The 19,320-nt window shown below is 34.0% G+C and carries 16 protein-coding genes; 11 read left to right on the top strand and 5 right to left on the bottom strand.

Features of this window, described 5'->3' with window-relative positions; translation table 11 throughout:
- Positions 1-24: 24 nt before the first annotated feature.
- Positions 25-654, top strand: a complete 630-nt coding sequence (locus MTX13_RS05495; protein ID WP_250433377.1) for a lipoprotein signal peptidase — start codon at positions 25-27, stop codon at positions 652-654.
- Here MTX13_RS05495 and MTX13_RS05490 read toward each other — a convergent pair.
- Genes MTX13_RS05490 through MTX13_RS05475 form a run of 4 tightly spaced genes read right to left on the bottom strand, consistent with a single transcriptional unit; the run spans position 642 to position 3,463 of the window.
- On the bottom strand, positions 642-1,205 hold the full coding sequence (locus MTX13_RS05490; RefSeq protein ID WP_250433376.1) for a 5-formyltetrahydrofolate cyclo-ligase: 564 nt from the start codon (positions 1,203-1,205) through the stop codon (positions 642-644). The two genes, MTX13_RS05495 and MTX13_RS05490, sit on opposite strands and share 13 nt — an antisense overlap.
- A complete protein-coding gene (locus tag MTX13_RS05485) occupies positions 1,202-2,164 on the bottom strand; it encodes a succinylglutamate desuccinylase/aspartoacylase family protein (protein ID WP_250433375.1) in 963 nt (320 codons plus the stop codon). Before MTX13_RS05485 ends, MTX13_RS05490 begins: the two co-directional genes overlap by 4 nt.
- Before the next feature lie 4 nt (positions 2,165-2,168).
- The gene (rimK, locus tag MTX13_RS05480) at positions 2,169-3,041 is read right to left on the bottom strand and encodes a 30S ribosomal protein S6--L-glutamate ligase (RefSeq protein ID WP_250433374.1); all 873 of its coding nucleotides are present in this window, start codon (positions 3,039-3,041) and stop codon (positions 2,169-2,171) included.
- Positions 3,038-3,463 (bottom strand): ATP-dependent zinc protease family protein, encoded by a 426-nt coding sequence (locus MTX13_RS05475; RefSeq protein ID WP_250433373.1) that lies wholly within the window; start codon positions 3,461-3,463, stop codon positions 3,038-3,040. The genes rimK and MTX13_RS05475 overlap by 4 nt, the downstream gene beginning before the upstream one ends.
- Before the next feature lie 121 nt (positions 3,464-3,584).
- On the opposite strand from MTX13_RS05475, the gene uvrC reads away from it, so the two are divergent.
- The 10 genes from uvrC (at position 3,585) to MTX13_RS05425 (ending at position 18,144) form a co-directional block, all read left to right on the top strand.
- A complete protein-coding gene (gene uvrC, locus MTX13_RS05470; RefSeq protein WP_250433372.1) occupies positions 3,585-5,378 on the top strand; it encodes an excinuclease ABC subunit UvrC in 1,794 nt (597 codons plus the stop codon).
- Positions 5,375-7,606, top strand: a complete 2,232-nt coding sequence (locus tag MTX13_RS05465) for a patatin-like phospholipase family protein (protein WP_250433371.1) — start codon at positions 5,375-5,377, stop codon at positions 7,604-7,606. The genes uvrC and MTX13_RS05465 overlap by 4 nt, the downstream gene beginning before the upstream one ends.
- A gap of 190 nt (positions 7,607-7,796) precedes the next feature.
- Positions 7,797-8,957: a homogentisate 1,2-dioxygenase gene (locus tag MTX13_RS05460; protein WP_250433370.1), complete on the top strand. Its 1,161-nt coding sequence runs from the start codon at positions 7,797-7,799 to the stop codon at positions 8,955-8,957.
- Positions 8,958-8,968: 11 nt separating this feature from the next.
- Positions 8,969-10,129 (top strand): 4-hydroxyphenylpyruvate dioxygenase, encoded by a 1,161-nt coding sequence (gene hppD / locus MTX13_RS05455; protein ID WP_250433369.1) that lies wholly within the window; start codon positions 8,969-8,971, stop codon positions 10,127-10,129.
- Positions 10,130-10,275: 146 nt separating this feature from the next.
- Positions 10,276-11,058 (top strand): DUF3108 domain-containing protein, encoded by a 783-nt coding sequence (locus MTX13_RS05450; protein ID WP_250433368.1) that lies wholly within the window; start codon positions 10,276-10,278, stop codon positions 11,056-11,058.
- 8 nt (positions 11,059-11,066) lie between these two features.
- Positions 11,067-11,984 carry a tryptophan 2,3-dioxygenase family protein gene (locus tag MTX13_RS05445; protein WP_250433367.1) on the top strand — a complete coding sequence of 306 codons (918 nt, stop codon included), beginning with the start codon at positions 11,067-11,069 and terminating at the stop codon, positions 11,982-11,984.
- Positions 11,942-13,249 (top strand): peptidoglycan DD-metalloendopeptidase family protein, encoded by a 1,308-nt coding sequence (locus MTX13_RS05440; protein ID WP_250433366.1) that lies wholly within the window; start codon positions 11,942-11,944, stop codon positions 13,247-13,249. The genes MTX13_RS05445 and MTX13_RS05440 overlap by 43 nt, the downstream gene beginning before the upstream one ends.
- A 3-nt stretch (positions 13,250-13,252) precedes the next feature.
- Positions 13,253-14,896 (top strand): glucose-6-phosphate isomerase, encoded by a 1,644-nt coding sequence (gene pgi, locus MTX13_RS05435; RefSeq protein ID WP_250433365.1) that lies wholly within the window; start codon positions 13,253-13,255, stop codon positions 14,894-14,896.
- Between the two features lie 163 nt (positions 14,897-15,059).
- Entirely contained in the window at positions 15,060-17,603 is a 2,544-nt protein-coding gene (locus MTX13_RS05430) for a TonB-dependent receptor (protein ID WP_250433364.1), read from the top strand.
- A 100-nt stretch (positions 17,604-17,703) separates the two neighbouring features.
- Positions 17,704-18,144 carry a hypothetical protein gene (locus MTX13_RS05425; protein ID WP_250433363.1) on the top strand — a complete coding sequence of 147 codons (441 nt, stop codon included), beginning with the start codon at positions 17,704-17,706 and terminating at the stop codon, positions 18,142-18,144.
- 45 nt (positions 18,145-18,189) lie between these two features.
- Here MTX13_RS05425 and MTX13_RS05420 read toward each other — a convergent pair whose 3' ends face one another.
- Positions 18,190-19,242: an endonuclease/exonuclease/phosphatase family protein gene (locus MTX13_RS05420; protein ID WP_250433362.1), complete on the bottom strand. Its 1,053-nt coding sequence runs from the start codon at positions 19,240-19,242 to the stop codon at positions 18,190-18,192.
- Between the last annotated feature and the right edge of the window lie 78 nt (positions 19,243-19,320).

The raw sequence follows: 19,320 nt of genomic DNA, 5'->3' as shown, positions 1-19,320 counted from the left end.
ATTTTAGCGCGAAACAAAATCAACATGTCCCTAAGAAAATCCGTTTTATGTATTGTTATCGTTTTACTTATTGACCAAATAAGTAAAATATATATTAAAACCCATTTTGTTTTAGGAGAAGATGTTGAAGTATTTTCTTGGTTTAAACTCTATTTTGTGGAAAACGATGGCATGGCTTGGGGAACAAAAATCAGTGATTTTGTTTCTTTTATAAGCGATCGTACCGCAAAGATATGTTTAACGGTTTTTAGAATTGTAGCTATTTGTGGTATAGGGTATTGGCTTTATGATGCCACAAAAAAACAAAGTTCAAGAGTATTGATTTGGGCTATAGCATTAATATTTGCTGGTGCATTGGGAAATATAATTGACTCGGTATTTTATGGTGTGCTATTTAATGACAGTCATGGGCAAGTTGCTTCTTTTTTATCTCCAGATGGTGGTTACGATACCTTACTACATGGTAAAGTTGTAGATATGTTATATTTTCCACTATGGAAGGGCTATTTACCCGAATGGTTACCATTTTATGGTGGCAAATATTTTACCTTTTTCGAACCAGTTTTTAATATAGCCGATGTAGCTATAAGCACCGGATTTGGCCTTTTAATAGTGTTTAATAAAAGGGCATTTAAAGGGAATCAAAATTCGTAGATCTTTTTGGGTGTTACACAATAATCCAAAGGAATATCGGTATCAATAATGCCTTCTATAGTTTCTTCTGGTTCAAAAAATGACAACCCTATTTTAATGATTTCAGGTTTACACTGACTTAAAAACACATCGTAAAACCCTTTGCCGTAACCTACGCGATTTCCTCTCTTATCGTAAGCCAAAAGCGGTATAAAAGCGATATCAATTTTATTGTGTGCTATCTCTATTCCGTCAACCGGTTCTGGAACGTTAAAATTACTTTTCTTAATAACAGTCGAATCGGTCAATAAATAGTTGATCATAGATAAAGATTTCAATACCGTTTTAGAAACCACAATGTGTTTGTCTTTTCCAGATAAAATATTCAATATAAAATCGGTATTAACTTCTTTAAATTCTGGTATCGTTAAAAAAGTATGGTAGTACGATACATTCCAAATAGGTAATTTTAAAAGGTTATTGGCAATTTCCAGACTTAAATCGTCAACAGTGTTAATGGTTAGTTCAGAGCGTAATACTTTGTATTTTTTTCGTAGTTTGGTTTTGGTCATTTTAACGCAGCAGTTATGTGAAATAGAGCATCACCTTGATAGACAATAGGCGATTCGTTTACATTAATAACATATCCTGAATGAGCGGCTTTCACAAAATGATTAAACTTGCCGTAGGGGTCAGTTATGTTTCCAATAATATCATCTTTTTCGACTTGAGAGTTGATAGCTACAGAAGCCTTAAACATACCAGAATAATTTGCGCGTTGCCATTTACTTTGGGTAATAAACACACAATCTTTTTTAGGCGCTGAAACCTTAAATTTTGAATTTAGCATACCAAAATGATGTAGAATGCGCTTGGCACCATTAACACCTGTATTGGTGACAGTAGAATCTATATGGTATGATTTTCCGCCTTCAAAAAGTAGCATGGGGACTCCTAATTTATAACAGGTATTTCTAAATGATTTTTTAAGGTTTTTAGAATACAAAACAAAAGGGGCTCCAAAAGTTTTTGCCCAAGCATCTAATTTGGGGTTGTTTTTAGCAATCCTAATTTGTGGAGCATTAAAACGCCCAGAACCGCCTGTGTGAAAGTCTATTGCAAAATCAACTTGAGTAACTACTTCATTTACCAGCTTATAGGCAACGCGGCTTGCTAATGAACCTCTTTTAATTCCAGGGAAAACACGGTTTAAATCGCGCCCATCAGGGAATTCACGTTTCATATTAATAAACCCAAATATATTAATAACAGGAATGCATATAATGGTACCACATTTGGGTTTGTTAATGCCCTTGGCAATTATTTGTCTCACGATTTCAACACCATTGACTTCATCACCATGAATGCCAGCAGTAAATAAAATTGTTGGGCCAGGCTTTTTTGAACGCTCAACAATAATAGGGACATCAATAGTAGATGTAGTATGTAATTTCGCTACATCAAAATTCAGTTCGTAGCTTTTGCCAGGCAAAATACGTGTTCCTAAAATAGTGATGAGTTTTGCTGGCATGGCGTTACCTGTTTCGTTCGATAAAAGTAATAATAGCTCTCGCTATATTTTTATGAGTTGCACCTTCTATACCCTCTAATCCAGGAGTAGAATTAACCTCTAACAATAAAGGACCTCTAGCAGATTGCAGCATATCAACCCCACAAACAGGAAGTTTTAAGGCACGTGAAGCATTCATGGCCAAGCGCAGTTCATCTTCATTTAATTTAATAATGTCAGCCTTTCCACCTCTATGTAGGTTAGATCGAAACTCACCTTCTTTACCTTGCCGTTTCATAGCGCCAACTACTTGTCCATCTACAATTAAAGCACGAATATCTGCACCTTTAGCCTCTTTAATAAATTCTTGTACAATTACTCTTGCCTCTAAACCATTAAAAGCTTCCAATACCGATTCGGCAGCATTTTTGGTTTCGGCCAAAACAACACCTAAACCTTGCGTGCCTTCAAGCAGTTTAATAATTACGGGTACACCACCAACATGCTCAATGACTTCTTCAACATCACGCGAATAATTAGTGAATACTGTTTTGGGCATTCCAATTCCAGCTTTACTTAAGCGTTGTAAACTACGGAGTTTGTCACGTGAGCGTTGAATAGCATCAGATGTACAAATAGTAAAGACATTCATCATCTCAAACTGTCTAACCACGGCACAACCATAAAAGGTTACTGAAGCTCCAATTCTTGGAATAATGGCATCAACATAATCCAAATAACGGTCTTTATAATAAATAGTCGGTTTCTCCTTTTCTATGATAATATCACATTTTAAAGGATCAATCACTTCCATTTTATGATTGCGTTTTTCACCTTCTTCAACTAAACGCTGTGTAGAGTACAAATTAGGATTTCTGGAAAGAATAACAATATTCATGATTGCTTTTTGTTAAATGAAATATTTTGTTCGTCTACATCAACCAGAAATTTTTTGTTCAAAAACTGTCTGCCAATAAGAACAGGAAACTTCATGTCATCCCGAGTGCTTAAAGTTAAGTTAATCTTATATGTTTTCCCAAAGAATATCACTTCAGATTTAATTTTAAATCTGTTTTCTTTATAACCATTACTGCTTTTTACATCAGTTCTTGAATATTGCTTGAACACAACCTCCTTACCACTAAAGTTTGGGTGTCCTTTGCTATAAAATGTACATTTGAGCCCATTCTCTTCTTCAAGAATTTGCGAACAGTGAATGGCCGATGTATAGGCGCCAGTATCTATTTTGGCATCAATGTTATATAAATCCAATTTTGGAAAGTCAACTTTATCAACTCGTCCAATAATTTGTTTAGTCATTAAAATTTTTTTAAAAAAGTGGCGCAAGGTAGTAAATAGAAAGTTCTAAAAATATACTTTTATTATAAATCTTTACGGTTAATTAATCTGCTAGAAATTAGAAATAATTACCTTTGAGGGAATGCCTAAAACCAATCTGGACATACAATTAAAAACGCTGCCAAATGAGCCTGGTGTTTATCAGTATTTCGATAAGGAAGGCAATATTCTTTACGTTGGCAAAGCCAAGAATTTAAAAAAGCGAGTTAGCTCTTATTTCACTAAACAACACGATAGTGGTAAAACACGCGTTTTAGTAAAAAAGATTGCCGATATTAAACATATTGTGGTCAATACCGAAACAGATGCGCTTTTACTTGAAAACAATTTGATAAAAAAGCATCGGCCACGTTATAATGTGCTGCTTAAAGACGATAAATCCTATCCTTGGATTTGTATAAAAAACGAGCGTTTCCCACGTGTGTTTTCCACACGACGTGTAATTAAAGATGGGTCTGAATATTTTGGCCCATACACGAGTATGAAAACGGTTTCAACGTTACTGGAATTGATAAGAGGCTTATTTTTATTGAGAACCTGTAATTACGATCTGTCGCAAGAAAAAATTCACGCCGGAAAATATAAAGTTTGTTTGGAGTACCATTTAGGAAATTGCAAAGGCCCTTGTGAAGGTCTAGAAACTGAAGCGGAATATCACAGTAATATTGAATCGATTAGAGAGATTTTAAAAGGAAATCTTAAAACATCGCTTAATCAGTTTAAAGTACAAATGAAAGCTTATGCGGAAGACATGCATTTTGAAGACGCACAAAAAATTAAGGAAAAGATTGATGTTCTGGAGAACTACCAAGCAAAATCAACCATTGTAAATCCAAAGATTAGTAACGTTGATGTGTTTTCAATTGTGACAGATGAAAGTTATGGATACATCAATTTTTTACAACTGTCTTATGGTTCTATAATTCGGTCTCACACATTGGAAATCAAAAAGAAACTTGATGAAACCGACAAGGAACTTTTGGAGTTGGCTATTACTGAAATAAGACAGCGTTTTCATTCCAATTCCAAAGAAATTTATGTGCCTTTTAAGGTAGATTTGGGTGAAGATGTAAAAGTAACGGTTCCGAAACTGGGCGATAAAAAACGGATTTTAGAACTATCGGTCCGCAATGCTAAATATTACAGATTAGAACAATTAAAACAGGTTAAAATTGTAGACCCTGACCGTCATACCAATAGAATTATGGCGCAAATGAAGGCTGATTTACGTCTGTCTGAAGAACCACGACATATTGAGTGTTTTGATAATTCCAATATACAAGGAACAAATCCAGTTGCCGCTTGTGTGGTGTTTAAAAATGGTAAGCCATCAAAAAAAGATTACAGACATTTTAATATTAAAACGGTAGAAGGTCCAGACGATTTTGCTTCTATGGAAGAAGTGGTCTATAGACGTTATAAAAGACTGTTGGATGAAAACCAGCCGATGCCACAACTTATTATTATTGATGGAGGAAAGGGACAATTATCCTCGGCTTTAAAAAGTCTTGATGCACTTGATTTAAGAGGTGAAATTGCGATTATCGGAATTGCGAAGCGTTTAGAAGAATTATTTTATCCAGACGACCCAATTCCATTATATTTAGATAAAAAAAGTGAAACGTTAAAAATTATTCAGCAATTACGAAATGAAGCACACCGATTTGGTATTGAGCATCATAGAAATAAACGAAGTAAAAGTGCATTAAATACCGAGTTGGAAACCATTCCAGGAATAGGCGAAAAAACCGTGGTTGAATTATTAAAACAATTTAAATCGGTTAAGCGTATTTCTCAAGCAGATTTAAAAGATTTAGAGGCCGTTGTAGGACTGTCAAGAGCTCAAAAAATACATGCATATTACAATAATAAATGAAGCAACTCTTTTTAGGCATATTATTTATTTTTTCATGCTTTGGTTTTTCTCAAGAAGACTTAAAAGGTGATCCTAAAGTTGGATTGGTTTTAAGTGGAGGTGGCGCAAAAGGCTTGGCTCATATAGGAGCTTTAAAAGTTATTGATAGTTTGGGAATACGTGTGGATTATGTTGCTGGAACTAGTATGGGAGCTATAGTTGGAGCCTTATATGCTTCAGGGTATTCGGGCAATGAAATAGATTCTATTTTTAAGGACGTAGATTTTGATAAAATTATAAATGATAATTTACCACGAGCTTCAAAAACATTTTATGAACGTGATAATTCTGAAAAATATGCGGTTTCATTACCATTTGATAAATTTAAGTTAGCATTACCTTCTGGTCTGTCGCGAGGGCAAAATACATTAAGCTTACTTTCAAAACTATTATTGCATGTAAGCAATGTTGATGATTTTGGCGAGCTTCCAATTCCTTTTTTCTGTATAGCTACCAATGTAGAAACAGGAGCGCCAGTAATATTGGACAGAGGCAGTTTACCACAAGCTATTGCTGCAAGTGGTGCTTTTCCTTCTCTTTTTCAACCCGTTATTATTAACGACCAAATACTTATTGATGGTGGTGTAGTCAATAATTATCCTATTGATGAACTAAAGGCAAAAGGATTAGATATTATTGTAGGGGTTGATGTTCAAGACGATTTGGCTACACGTGAAGAATTAAAATCGGCGCCAGATATTTTATTGCAGATTAATAATTATCGTACCATAAACGATATGAAAGTAAAATCTAAAAAAACAGATATATATATAAAACCTGATATAAGGGATTATACGGTTGTATCGTTTAGCGAAGGTAGAAGTATAATAGAACAAGGGTTTATAGCTGCACAAAAAAAACAAGATGCTCTTGAGAAAGTAGCCAATATGCAAATTGAAAAACCTGCTGAAAGAAAACGAATTCAACCTATTAACCGCGTTAAGATCAGTACCATTATTGTTGAGGGAAATGAGCTTTATACACGATCGTATATTTTAGGAAAAATCAAGATAAAATCAGATGAAGAAATTGAATATATAGATTTTGTTAGAGGTGTTAATAATTTGGCAGCAACAAACAATTTCGAAAGTGTAGTTTATGATTTAAAACCTTCAAGAATAGACGATGAATATGATTTGTATATCAAAGTAAAAGAAACACCAATAAGAACTTTTTTAAAGTTGGGTATTCATTATGACGATTTATATAAGTCTGCTGCATTGGTTAACTTAACCCGAAAGAAAATACTATTTAAAAACGATGTAGCCTCATTAGACTTTGTTGTGGGAGATAATATTCGTTATGATTTCAATTATTTCATAGATAAAGGATTTTATTGGAGTATAGGAATATATTCGCGGTATAATCATTTTGAGAAAAACATACCATCGGCTACAATCCTAACCGAGCAACAACGCTCTGATTTCAATGTCAATAAAATTGATGTTGGATTAAGTGACTTTACAAATCAATTTTATCTACAAACACTGTTCAGAAAAGATTTTGCCCTAACATTAGGAGGTGAGTACAAAAGATTAAGAATTACAACCGAAACTTTTATTGAAGATTCAGAATCAGAAGAAACTGTTTTTGAAAATAGTGATTTTGTAAGTGTTTATGGAAAATTAAAACTAGACACCTATGACAATAAGTATTTTCCCAATGAAGGGTTTCTTTTTGATGGTGATTTCCATTTATATTTATATTCTTCAGATTTTAATAACACATTTTCAGAGTTTTCGATAGCTAAAGCAACAATAGGATATTCGTTAAGTTTTTGGTCTAAATTTTCAGCGAATATAACCGCTCAAGGTGGGTTTAAAATAGGAGAAGATTCAACACAATCCCTAAACTTTGTTTTGGGAGGATATGGTGATAATCTCATAAATAACTTTACACCGTTTTTCGGATATGATTATATTTCATTGCCAGGTAATAGTTTTGTAAAAGGTATGCTTACTTTAGACTATGAAGTATTTAAAAAGAACCATATCATTTTTAATGCTAATTATGCTAATGTAGAAGACAATATTTTTGAGACAGGCGAATGGATAACCGCTCCAGATTTTTCAGGTTACGCTATTGGTTATTCGCTTGAAACATTTTTAGGGCCAATTGAAGGTAAGTACTCTTGGTCTCCAGAAACCAACAAAGGATATTGGTTTTTTAATGTTGGGTTTTGGTTCTAGTTATTGCTGTTAGAAACACATTTTATAGCCCTGAAGTCTCATAAATTTTCACGATATTTGTAGAGAATGAAATCTATTTGGGAAAATTTATTATCCGTTTTAAAATTTCTAATTAAACGAAATCCAGAATGATAGTTAGGTAATTAATTATCACATTAAATTATTGTTTAATTATCAAATTAATATCGTTATGCCTTTTTATCATAAATTAGGAAAAATACCTTCAAAAAGACACATTCAATTCAGAAAACCAGATGGTAGCTTATACTACGAGCAACTATTTGGAACCATAGGTTTTGATGGCATGTCTACCAACAGCTATCATGAGCAACGACCAACACAAGTAAAAGCTATTAAAAATCAATATAGTGTTGCACCAAAAGTGGCTAAAGCAAACAACATTCAGTCTTATAGACTTCATGGATTTAAAGTGCCGCAAATAAACGACTATTTAGAAAGCCGCAAAGTGGTTTTAACCAATAGCGATTGTAACATTATACTAGCAGCGCCAAAAGAGTCTACAACAAACTATTTTTACAAGAATACAGATGCCGACGAGCTAATTTTTATCCATAGAGGCTCTGGGAAATTACGAACCATGCTAGGCAATTTAGATTTCAAGTATGGCGATTATTTACTTATCCCAAGGGGGATAATTTATAAGCTAGATTTTGATACCGATGATAACCGCTTGTTTATTGTTGAATCGTATTCGCCAATTTATACACCAAAGCGTTATAGAAATTGGTTTGGGCAATTACTTGAACATTCACCATTTTGTGAACGCGATATCAGGCAGCCTTACGAATTGGAAACCTATGATAAAAAAGGAGACTTTTTAATTAAAGTGAAAAAGCAAAACGATATTTTCGATATGGTTTATGCAACGCATCCTTTTGATGTCGTTGGATACGACGGGTTTAACTATCCCTATGCTTTTTCAATACACGATTTCGAACCTATAACTGGACGCATCCATCAGCCACCACCAGTTCATCAAACTTTTGAAACCAATGCTTTTGTGGTTTGCAGTTTTGTTCCTCGTTTGTATGATTATCATCCAGAGGCTATTCCTGCGCCATATAATCACAGCAATATAGATAGTGATGAGGTTTTATATTATGTTGATGGCGATTTTATGAGTCGTAATGATATAGACGCAGGCCATATTTCGCTTCATCCAGCAGGTATACCTCATGGTCCTCATCCTGGGGCAACTGAACGCAGTATTGGAAAAGTTAAAACGGACGAGTTGGCGGTTATGGTTGATACCTTCAAGCCTTTACAAGTTACAGAAGAAGCATTAAAAATAGCAGACGAAGATTACTTTAAATCTTGGTTGGAAAATTAAAAATATAAATCATGAGCAAAGAAATAAAATCGGTAGAATACGGACTAGAAAAAATATTTGATGGTGCAGAAGACTTTTTACCCTTATTAGGAACAGATTATGTAGAGTTTTACGTTGGTAATGCCAAACAAGCAGCACACTTTTACAAAACCGCATTTGGTTTTCAATCGTATGCTTACAAAGGCTTGGAAACAGGCTCTAAAGAAGAAGTAAGTTATGTTTTAAAGCAGGATAAAATCCGATTGGTTTTAACCACGCCTTTAACTAGCAAATCGCCAATAAACGACCACATTGTAAAACATGGCGATGGTGTAAAGGTTATTGCGCTTTGGGTTGATGATGCTCGAGCTGCTTACAATGAAACCACGAAGCGAGGGGCAAAATCTTATATGGAACCAACTGTAGAAAAGGATGAAAATGGCGAAGTGGTTCGTGCAGGAATTTATACCTATGGGGAAACGGTTCATATGTTTGTAGAACGTAAAAATTATAGTGGACAATTTATGCCAGGATTTGTAAAATGGGAGTCCGATTACAATCCAAAACCAACTGGTTTAAAGTATATTGATCACATGGTAGGCAATGTAGGATGGGGAGAAATGAATACATGGGTGAAATGGTATGAAGACGTTATGGGGTTTGTTAATTTCTTATCATTCGATGATAAGCAAATCCACACCGAATATTCAGCTTTAATGAGTAAAGTAATGAGTAATGGTAATGGTCGTATAAAATTCCCAATTAATGAGCCCGCTGAAGGTAAAAAGAAATCTCAAATTGAAGAATATCTTGATTTTTATGAAGGATCTGGAGTGCAGCATATTGCAGTAGCTACAGATGATATTATTACAACAGTATCAGATTTACGTTCACGAGGTGTAGAGTTTCTATCAACACCACCTGAAGAGTATTATAGAGCAGTTCCTGGAAGATTGGAAGAATTTAGTCATGAATTAAGAGAAGATATTGAAACCTTAAAAGGTCTTGGAATTATGATTGATGCCGATGAAGAGGGCTATTTATTGCAAATTTTCACAAAACCTGTTGAAGATAGACCAACCTTGTTTTTCGAAATAATACAACGTATGGGAGCTCGCGGTTTTGGTGCTGGTAATTTTAAAGCTTTGTTTGAGTCCATTGAACGAGAGCAAGCTAAAAGAGGAACTTTATAACAAATATTTAACTAAAATGTCCCTAAAAACTCTATCAATCATGCTGATAGAGTTTTTTTGTTTTATACTTTTGGAATAGTAATTGTATTTAGTGTATAAAACAATAATTTGCTATGCAAAAAGTTACAATTACAAAACTAAATAACATGAAAAAGAGCCTCCTTATTATTGTGATATTGTTTTGTGCACAAGTTTTAAATGCTCAAAAAAGCGATTCGTATGATGTAGGTGAATGGTTTCGTTTTGAAATGAGTTACAGTGGTTGGATGAAAGCCGGAGAAGCGACATTAACTGTAAACGAAAGCGTATATAAAAACAAGCCTGTTTATCATATTGTTGGAAAGGGCTGGACAACTGGGGCTGTAAGTTGGTTTTTTGAGGTTGAAGATCGTTACGAAACCTATATCGATAAGCGAACAAATATGCCTTATAAATTTATTAGGGACATAGATGAAGGCGGTCACACAAAAAATATTGAGATAGAATTCGATCAGGATAAAAACAAAGCCTACGTGCACAACATAAAGCACAATAGAAAAGCTGTTTTTGATACCGAACCGAATATTCAGGATATGGTGTCAACCTTCTATTACTTGCGAAACAACCTAGATATTCAAAATTTAAAAGTTGGTGATGAGATATTTGTTAATATGTTTTTTGATGAAGAAAACTATGGATTTAAATTAAAGTATTTGGGAGAAGAAGTGATAAAAACCGAATTTGGTAAAATGAATGCCTTAAAATTTAGACCTTATGTAATGGCTGGTCGTGTTTTTAAGGAGGAAGAAAGTTTAACACTTTGGGTTTCTAATGATAAAAATAAAATCCCTTTACGAGTGAAAGCAGATTTGGCTGTAGGGTCGTTAAGGGCGGATTTAGATGCCTTTAAAGGATTAAAGCACCCTTTTAAAATTATTGTAGATAACTAACTAATAACATGGCAAAAGATATAACTAACCAATTAAAAGAAAAATTTGATAGAATAGGTCAAGATTTAGACACCCATTTAGAGGGCCTTTTGCACAGTAAGCCCATAAATTATTGGGATTACATTCAAACCGACGCTTTACTTGATTTACAAACCCAACGCACGGTACTACCAGATGAAATGGTTTTTATTATGTATCATCAAATAAACGAATTGTTGTTTAAAATGATACTATGGGAAATCGAACAGGTGGCTAAAGCAGAAAACCTGACCGTAGATTTATTTTCTTCAAAACTTATGCGCATTAGTCGGTATTTTGATATGCTAACATCTTCATTCGACATTATGCGAGAAGGTATGGAAGTAGAGCAATACAATAAGTTTAGACATACACTAACGCCTGCTAGTGGGTTTCAAAGTGCCCAGTATAGAAAAATAGAATTTTCATCAACAGAACTTATTAATTTAATTGATAATCGATTTAGAGAAACCATAGATAGAAATACGCCTTTCGAGCATGCTTTCGAGCATTTATATTGGCAAGCAGCTGGAAAAGATTATAAAACGGGTAAAAAAAGTTATTTATTAACAGTTTTCGAGGAGCGATACAAAGATGAATTTATTAGATTTGCGAAATTCTATAATACAAATAATTTGTGGACAAAATTTAAACAGTTGCCACAAGATGTTAGAGAAGATAAAGCTTTAATTAAAGCTATGCGCCATTACGACTATACTGTTAATATAAAATGGGTAATGGCTCATTACAATACAGCTAACCACTATTTAAATATTGGTGGAGAAACTGCTGAAGCAACAGGCGGAAGTGAATGGACAAAATACATGCATCCAAAATATCAACGACGAATATTTTTTCCAGATTTATGGACCAAACAAGAATTAGAAGATTGGGGAAAGAATGTGTAATTCTTTTAATAGTAGCCTTTTCCTTATTTAATTGCAAGAACGACAATCAAGAAACTCCAACAGTTGAAGAAGTAGCGGTCATCGAACCGCAAGATGTTTACGAATTTGGGTTTAATTTAAACGACTTTGTAGTAAAACGAGATACAATTAGAAAAGGGGATAGTTTCGGGACAATCATGGAACGTAATAAAATAGGCTACCCTAAAATTTTCCAGATTGCTGAGAAAGCAAAAGATAGTTTTGATATTACTAAACTTAATATTGGTAACCCTTACACTATTTTATGCTCAAAAGATTCGCTTCAAGAGCCGAAATGCTTTATTTACCAGCCTAATAAAGAAGAATATGTTGTAGTAAATTTTCTTGATTCCATTCATGCTTACACAAGTAGAAAGCCCATTAAGTATGTTGAAAAAGAAATATCAGGAGTTATAACAAGTAGCATTTCAGAAGCATTAGACGATCAAGGTGTTAGTTTTGTTTTAGCATATAAAATGTCAGATATTTATGCATGGACCATAGATTTCTTCAGGCTTCAAAAAGGTGATCGTTTTAAGGTTATTTATGAAGATAAATATATAGATGATACCATATATGCTGGAATTCATCATATTAAAGCAGCTTATTTTCAACATAAAGATGAGCCTTTTTACGCATTCGAGTTTGAGACGGATAGTATTAAAGGTTTAAGTGATTATTTTAACGAGGAAGCCAAAAACTTACGTCGCGCCTTTTTAAAAGCGCCTGTCGAGTATAAACGTATCTCATCTCGCTACAACTTACGACGACGAATTGCCTTGTACGGAAATAAAATTCGCCCACATAAGGGTACAGATTTCGCTGCTAATGTAGGCACGCCAATTCGAGCCACAGCTAATGGAACCGTTACAAAATCGGCATATACCAGAGGTAATGGCAATTATGTGAAAATTAGGCATAATGCCACTTATGAAACCCAATACTTACACATGAAAAAGCAGAATGTAAAAGTTGGGCAGTATGTAAAACAAGGCGATGTAATTGGATGGGTAGGTATGACAGGAAATACTTCTGGACCTCATGTTTGTTATCGTTTTTGGAAAAATGGCAAGCAGGTAGATCCATTTAAACAAAAACTCCCAGAAGCAGAACCCATTTCAGATAGCTTAAAAACGGAATATTTAAATTACATAGCACCCATTAAAATTCAATTGGATAATATTAAGTTTCAAGATGATTTGGATGCTGATATTCCTGCCAATAATGTAATTACAGATTTACAATAGTTTATGTCTTTTCCAAAAATTGACCCAACCAAAACTTTAGCATGGAAAAACCTCCAAGAGCACTACAATGCTATTGAACATGTTCACATGAAGAACCTATTTGAAATCGATGAAAATCGAGCAGATAAGTTTACCGTACAATGGGAAGATTTTTATGTAGACTATTCTAAAAACCGAATAACTGAAGAAACCAAAACACTGCTATTGCAGTTAGCAGAAGAGGTAAAACTAGATGAGGCCATTCAATCTTACTTTTCCGGAGAGATTATAAATGAAACCGAAGGCAGAGCAGTTATGCATACCGCTTTACGAAAGCCTAAAGCATCTGTAGCTATTGTTAATGGAGAGAATGTTATTCCTGAAATCAATACCGTCAAGCAAAAAATTAAAGCTTTTTCAGAGCAAATTATTTCTGGAAGTCTTAAAGGCTTCACAGGAAAGGCATTTACAGATATTGTTAATATTGGAATTGGAGGATCAGATTTAGGGCCAGCAATGGTTATTGAATCGCTTCAGTTTTATAAAAATCATCTAACAACACATTTTGTAAGCAATGTTGATGGTGACCATGTTAATGAAGTAATAAAGAATCTAAACCCAGAAACGACATTGTTTGTTGTGGTTTCAAAAACCTTTACAACTCAAGAAACCTTATCAAACGCCAATACTATAAAGGCATGGTTTTTGAAATCTGCAAACCAAGAAGCCATTGCCAAACATTTTGTTGCTGTATCAACTAATTTAAAAGCTGTAGACGCTTTTGGAATTCATGCCAATAATGTTTTCCCTATGTGGGATTGGGTTGGTGGTCGTTTTTCGTTATGGAGTGCTGTTGGATTATCAATAAGTTTGTCAATAGGTTATAATAATTTTGAAAGCTTGTTATTAGGTGCACATAAAATGGATGAACATTTTAAAAGTGAATCTTTTGAAAATAACATTCCGGTTTTATTAGCATTATTGAGTATTTGGTATAACAATTTTTTTAATGCCGAAAGCGAAGCGATAATTCCGTACTCGCAGTACCTTAACCAATTTGCCACATATCTTCAACAAGGTATTATGGAAAGTAATGGAAAGTACATTGACCGGAACGGGAATAAGGTACACTACCAAACAGGTACTATCATTTGGGGAGAACCTGGAACGAATTCTCAACACGCTTTCTTTCAGTTAATTCATCAAGGCACTAAATTAATTCCTGCTGATTTTATAGGTTTTGTAAAGTCACTTTATGGTAATCAAGACCATCAAGATAAGCTCATCTCTAATTTTATTGCCCAAACAGAAGCATTATTAAACGGTAAAGATAAAGGCGAAGTATTGGCTGAGCTAAAAAACCAAGGTCTGTCACATACTCAAATAGACAAATTATTACCATTTAAAGTCTTTGAAGGTAATAAGCCAACAAATACCATATTTATAAACAAATTAACTCCAGAAAGTTTAGGGAAATTGATAGCCTTGTATGAGCAAAAGATTTTTGTTCAAGGGATAATCTGGAATATTTACAGTTATGATCAATTTGGAGTGGAATTGGGCAAGCAATTGGCTTCAAAAATCCTAAAAGATATTACCCAAGATGGAATTACACAACACGATAGTTCTACCTTAAAATTATTGAAACATTACAAAGAATTAAGCTAAATTTTGTTAAAAACCCTGTTAATAGCTTTTTTTTCTGAAAAGTTTCTAATGCCTTTTTATTCAATACCTTGAATGTGGTTTAATTTCTTAATATTGAGTTAATGTTAGAACGATTTATTAATGTAATTTTGCCAAAAATTTAAAAACCAATCTTATAAATACAATGAAAAAAATTACAAGATTACTTTTTGCGGTTACATTTATGTTTACTGCTTTTACGATGGCACAAAGTACTATCACAGGTACAGTTATGGATGGGGAATTAGAAACCTCTCTTCCTGGTGCTAACATCATTGAGAAGGGTACAACAAACGGAACCTCTTCAGATTTTGATGGGAACTTTACTTTAACTACTGAGTCTGCTTCAGGAGAATTGGAGATTTCATATGTAGGTTATGGTAAGGTTGTTGTTAGCTTTAACGGCAACACAAATTTAGGAAATGTGCAATTAACTTCTGATAACTCTCTTGAAGAGGTTGTGATTATTGGGACAGGTGTAATTGACTTGGCAGAGGACAGAAAAACACCTATAGCGGTATCAACTATTAAAGCAGAAGAGATTAGAGAAAAATCTGGTAACTGGGACTTACCTGTATTATTAAAATCTACACCATCTGTGCAAACTATCCAAGCAGGTGGATTTGGTGATGGTCAAATGTTTTTAAGAGGATTTGATCAAACAAACACGGCATTCTTATTAAACGGGCAGCCAATTAATGGTATGGAAGATGGTAGAATGTATTGGTCTAACTGGCAAGGTGTTACAGATGTTGCTAATGCCATTCAGGTACAGCGTGGTTTAGGTGCTTCTAAATTAGCTATATCTTCTGTTGGAGGTACTGTAAATATTGTAACAAAAACGATAGATAATAAAGCAGGTGGGTTTGTTCAGCAGATGGTTGGAAATGATAATTATTTAAAATCTACAGCTTATTTTTCAACAGGGGTTAGCGACAAAGGATGGTCTTTTTCTGGATTGTTGGGGCACTGGCAAGGAGACGGTTATGTAGATAATACTCAAGGTCAAGGTCAAACGTATTTCTTTTCTGTTGGATACCAACCAAGTGAAGATCACTCATTAAACTTCTTATTAACTGGAGCGCCACAATGGCATGCAGCAGCTGGAGGTGCTTCTATTGGTGATATTTTAGACAGTGAAAGAGGAAGACGTTACAACCCTTGGAACTATGAAGGTGTTAATAGTCCAAATACTTTGCATGGAGGAGATTACCCTGGTGGGCGTAATATCTATCACAAGCCAGTTGCTAATTTAAACTGGGATTGGACAATTAATGATAAGTCGTCGTTATCAACGGTTTTATATGGTTCAATGGGTAGAGGTAGTTTTGCCCAAGCTAGAACTTCAGGTGACGAAGTAACATATGCTCGTGGTTCAAATAATAATCATAACTGGTATGGTTTAGTTACAAACTATAATAATCAATTAACAGAAAATTTAAATTTTAATATTGGTGCTGATGTGCGTTTTTATAATGGAATCCATTTTAGAGATGTGAGAGAATTTATAACTATCGATTCTATAGCGAACAGTTCAGGTTATAGTGGAGGTGAGACGTATTTCTTAACTGAAGCAGGTGGTATCAATCCTTGGGAAGTGTTTTTTGATCCAAACACAGATCATTTACAACGTTTTGGATATGATTACGAAGAGCAAATTAACTATCAAGGAATATTTGGACAATTAGAATATGCAAAAGATAATTTTTCAGCATTTTTCCAAGGAGCATTGTCTAACCAGTCACATATAAGAACAGAATTTTTAAATACTTCAACGCCAGGAGAGGGTGAAGAAGGTGAAAAAGTTAATAACATTGGATATAATCTTAAGGCTGGTGCATCATATCAAATTGGAAATATGCACAAGGTTTTTGTAAATGCTGGTTTTTATTCTCGTCAACCTTTTCATGATAATTTGTATGTTAATGATAGAGGTAGTAATGAATTGTATAATCCTGCAATTGAGAATGAAGAGATTACAGGATTTGAGGCTGGATATCAATTTAATGGAGGTAGAGCAATTTCAGCAAACTTGAATCTATACCATACAACATGGGATAATAGAACTTTAGTAAATAATAATGGTGAGAATGATGAAGATTTTAGATCTTTTCAAACTTTCGGTGTAAAACAAGTGCATTACGGTGTTGAATTGGAGGTGTTTACACGACCATTAGATAATTTAAGGCTTAATGGTTACTTATCTTTAGGTGAATGGCAGTTTAAAGATAATGCCATAGAAAGAGAATTTGATCAAGATGGGACACAAGTGTCGCCCGATAAGGAAATTGTTATTGATGGCTTTAGTGTAGGTGGTGCTTCACAAGTAACAGCTGGAATTAATGGTATTTACGATTTGTGTCGTAATACAAGTATCGATGCTGCGTGGAACTGGTATAATGATATTTTTTCAACGGGCTCTTTAGACCAAGCACCATTGTCAATGCCTTCATATGATACGGTGGATCTAGGTTTTTCATATAAAATGTTTGTTGGTGAAGGAACAAATTCTGTTCAATTTCGTCTAAATGTTAACAACGTTTTTGATGAGGTTTATTTAGAATCTGTAAGAGGAAATACTCAAGCTTCAGCCAATCCTGAAGAGAATTATAAAGGAATTAATAGAAGTAATACGGGACGTTTTGGTTATGGTAGAACTTGGAACACAAGTATTCGTTTCAATTTCTAAACAAAAATTTATCAATACAAAAAACCTCTTCGTAACGAAGAGGTTTTTTTATGGCATTTATTCTTACATTTGTTTGTAACCAAAAAAGAAATTTAACATTATGTATAACACGGTAAAAATTCTACACTCCTATTGGGCTTATTTAGTGCTTTTAATTATTGTGCTAGCTATTATTAATAGTATCATAAAGCGTGTTGGTAACAAAGAGTATGGTGCTAAAGACTTTAGAATTGCACTTTTCGCACTAATCGTTTCGCATATTCAATTGCTAATAGGATTTGTAATGTACTTTGTATCGCCAAGGTTTAGTTTGTTTAGTGAGTCTGGAATGGGTGAAATCATGAAAAATTCGGTAGACAGACTGTATTTAGTTGAACATCCTTTAGTTAATATTTTGGCCATAGTATTGATTACAATGGGCTATTCAAAACATAAAAAGAAACGTATTTCTAGTGCTAAATTTAAGACCATTACTATTTACTATATAATAGCTTTGGTTCTTTTGTTGTCTAGAATTCCATGGAACTCATGGATGGCTTAAAAAAAGAGCGACAATTTTGTCGCTCTTTTTTTAACTCTTTTTACTTTATTCCATTTCTTTAATAAGATAGATATAAACAGGGAAATGGTCGCTAAATCCATCAGTAAAACCTCCATCGGCAAAACTTCTTAAGGGGTAACCTTTGTACCTACCACGCTTATTTACCAAATAGTTCTTATTATAGATACCAGCTTTATAAAATTGATAAGTAGAATAATCTTTTTCTAAAAATGGTTTCGTAATCATAATTTGGTCGAACAAACTCCAGCTATCTCGGTAAGCATTAGAGCCAATTCCATTTTTAAAGAACTCTTCCATAGGATTGTAAATGCCTTTTAAGCCAACATCTTCTTTGTTCCTTTCAGCTTTTAATACATCTTTTACACTAGCATTAACCGGATCATCGTTTAAATCGCCCATAATAACAACTTTAGCATAAGGATCTATAGTTTGCAGAGAATCAATAATTTTTTTGTTTAATTTAGCAGCAGCAACACGTTTGGGCCTACTTCTTGCTTCGCCACCTCTTCGTGATGGCCAATGGTTAACAATTACATGAATGAGCTCGCCATCAAGTTTCCCACTTACTAGTAATTGGTCTCGAGTATATATACGTTCTCTTGAACTATCGTCGAAAATAACAAGTTCATGGCTGCTTGTATTTATAGGCGTAAAAAAACGTTTTTGATACAGTAATGCCACATCAATTCCCCTTATATCAGGCGAGTCGTAATGAACAATACCATAATCTTTTGAAATTAACAAAGGGTCGTTTACCACATCTTCAAGTACATCTCTGTTTTCAACTTCGGAAACACCTATAATTACAGGTGAATTATTAGTATCATCTGCACCGATATCTGAAATTACACGAGCCATGTTCTGAACCTTCTTTTTGTAAATTTCACCAATTTCAGTGTTCATTTCCATTATAGGGCTGGCCTCGTCATTTTTGGTAGGATCATTAATGGTATCAAATAAATTTTCTAAATTATAAAAAGCTACAGTATGTATCTTAAATGTTTTCGATTCTTGCGCTTGTATAGTTGTCACACATAAAATTAAGAGTGTAAAAGCACATGTTTTAATTAGTCTCATTCAAATAGTATGTTATGTTTTCGTTACGATATTACAAATCTTGCGCCAAAAGTAGATATTTATTATAAATAATGTAAA

The organism is Hanstruepera flava (assembly GCF_023634025.1).
Taxonomy (GTDB): Bacteria; Bacteroidota; Bacteroidia; order Flavobacteriales; family Flavobacteriaceae; genus Hanstruepera; species Hanstruepera flava.
This window is presented reverse-complemented; position numbering and strand designations above follow the sequence as displayed.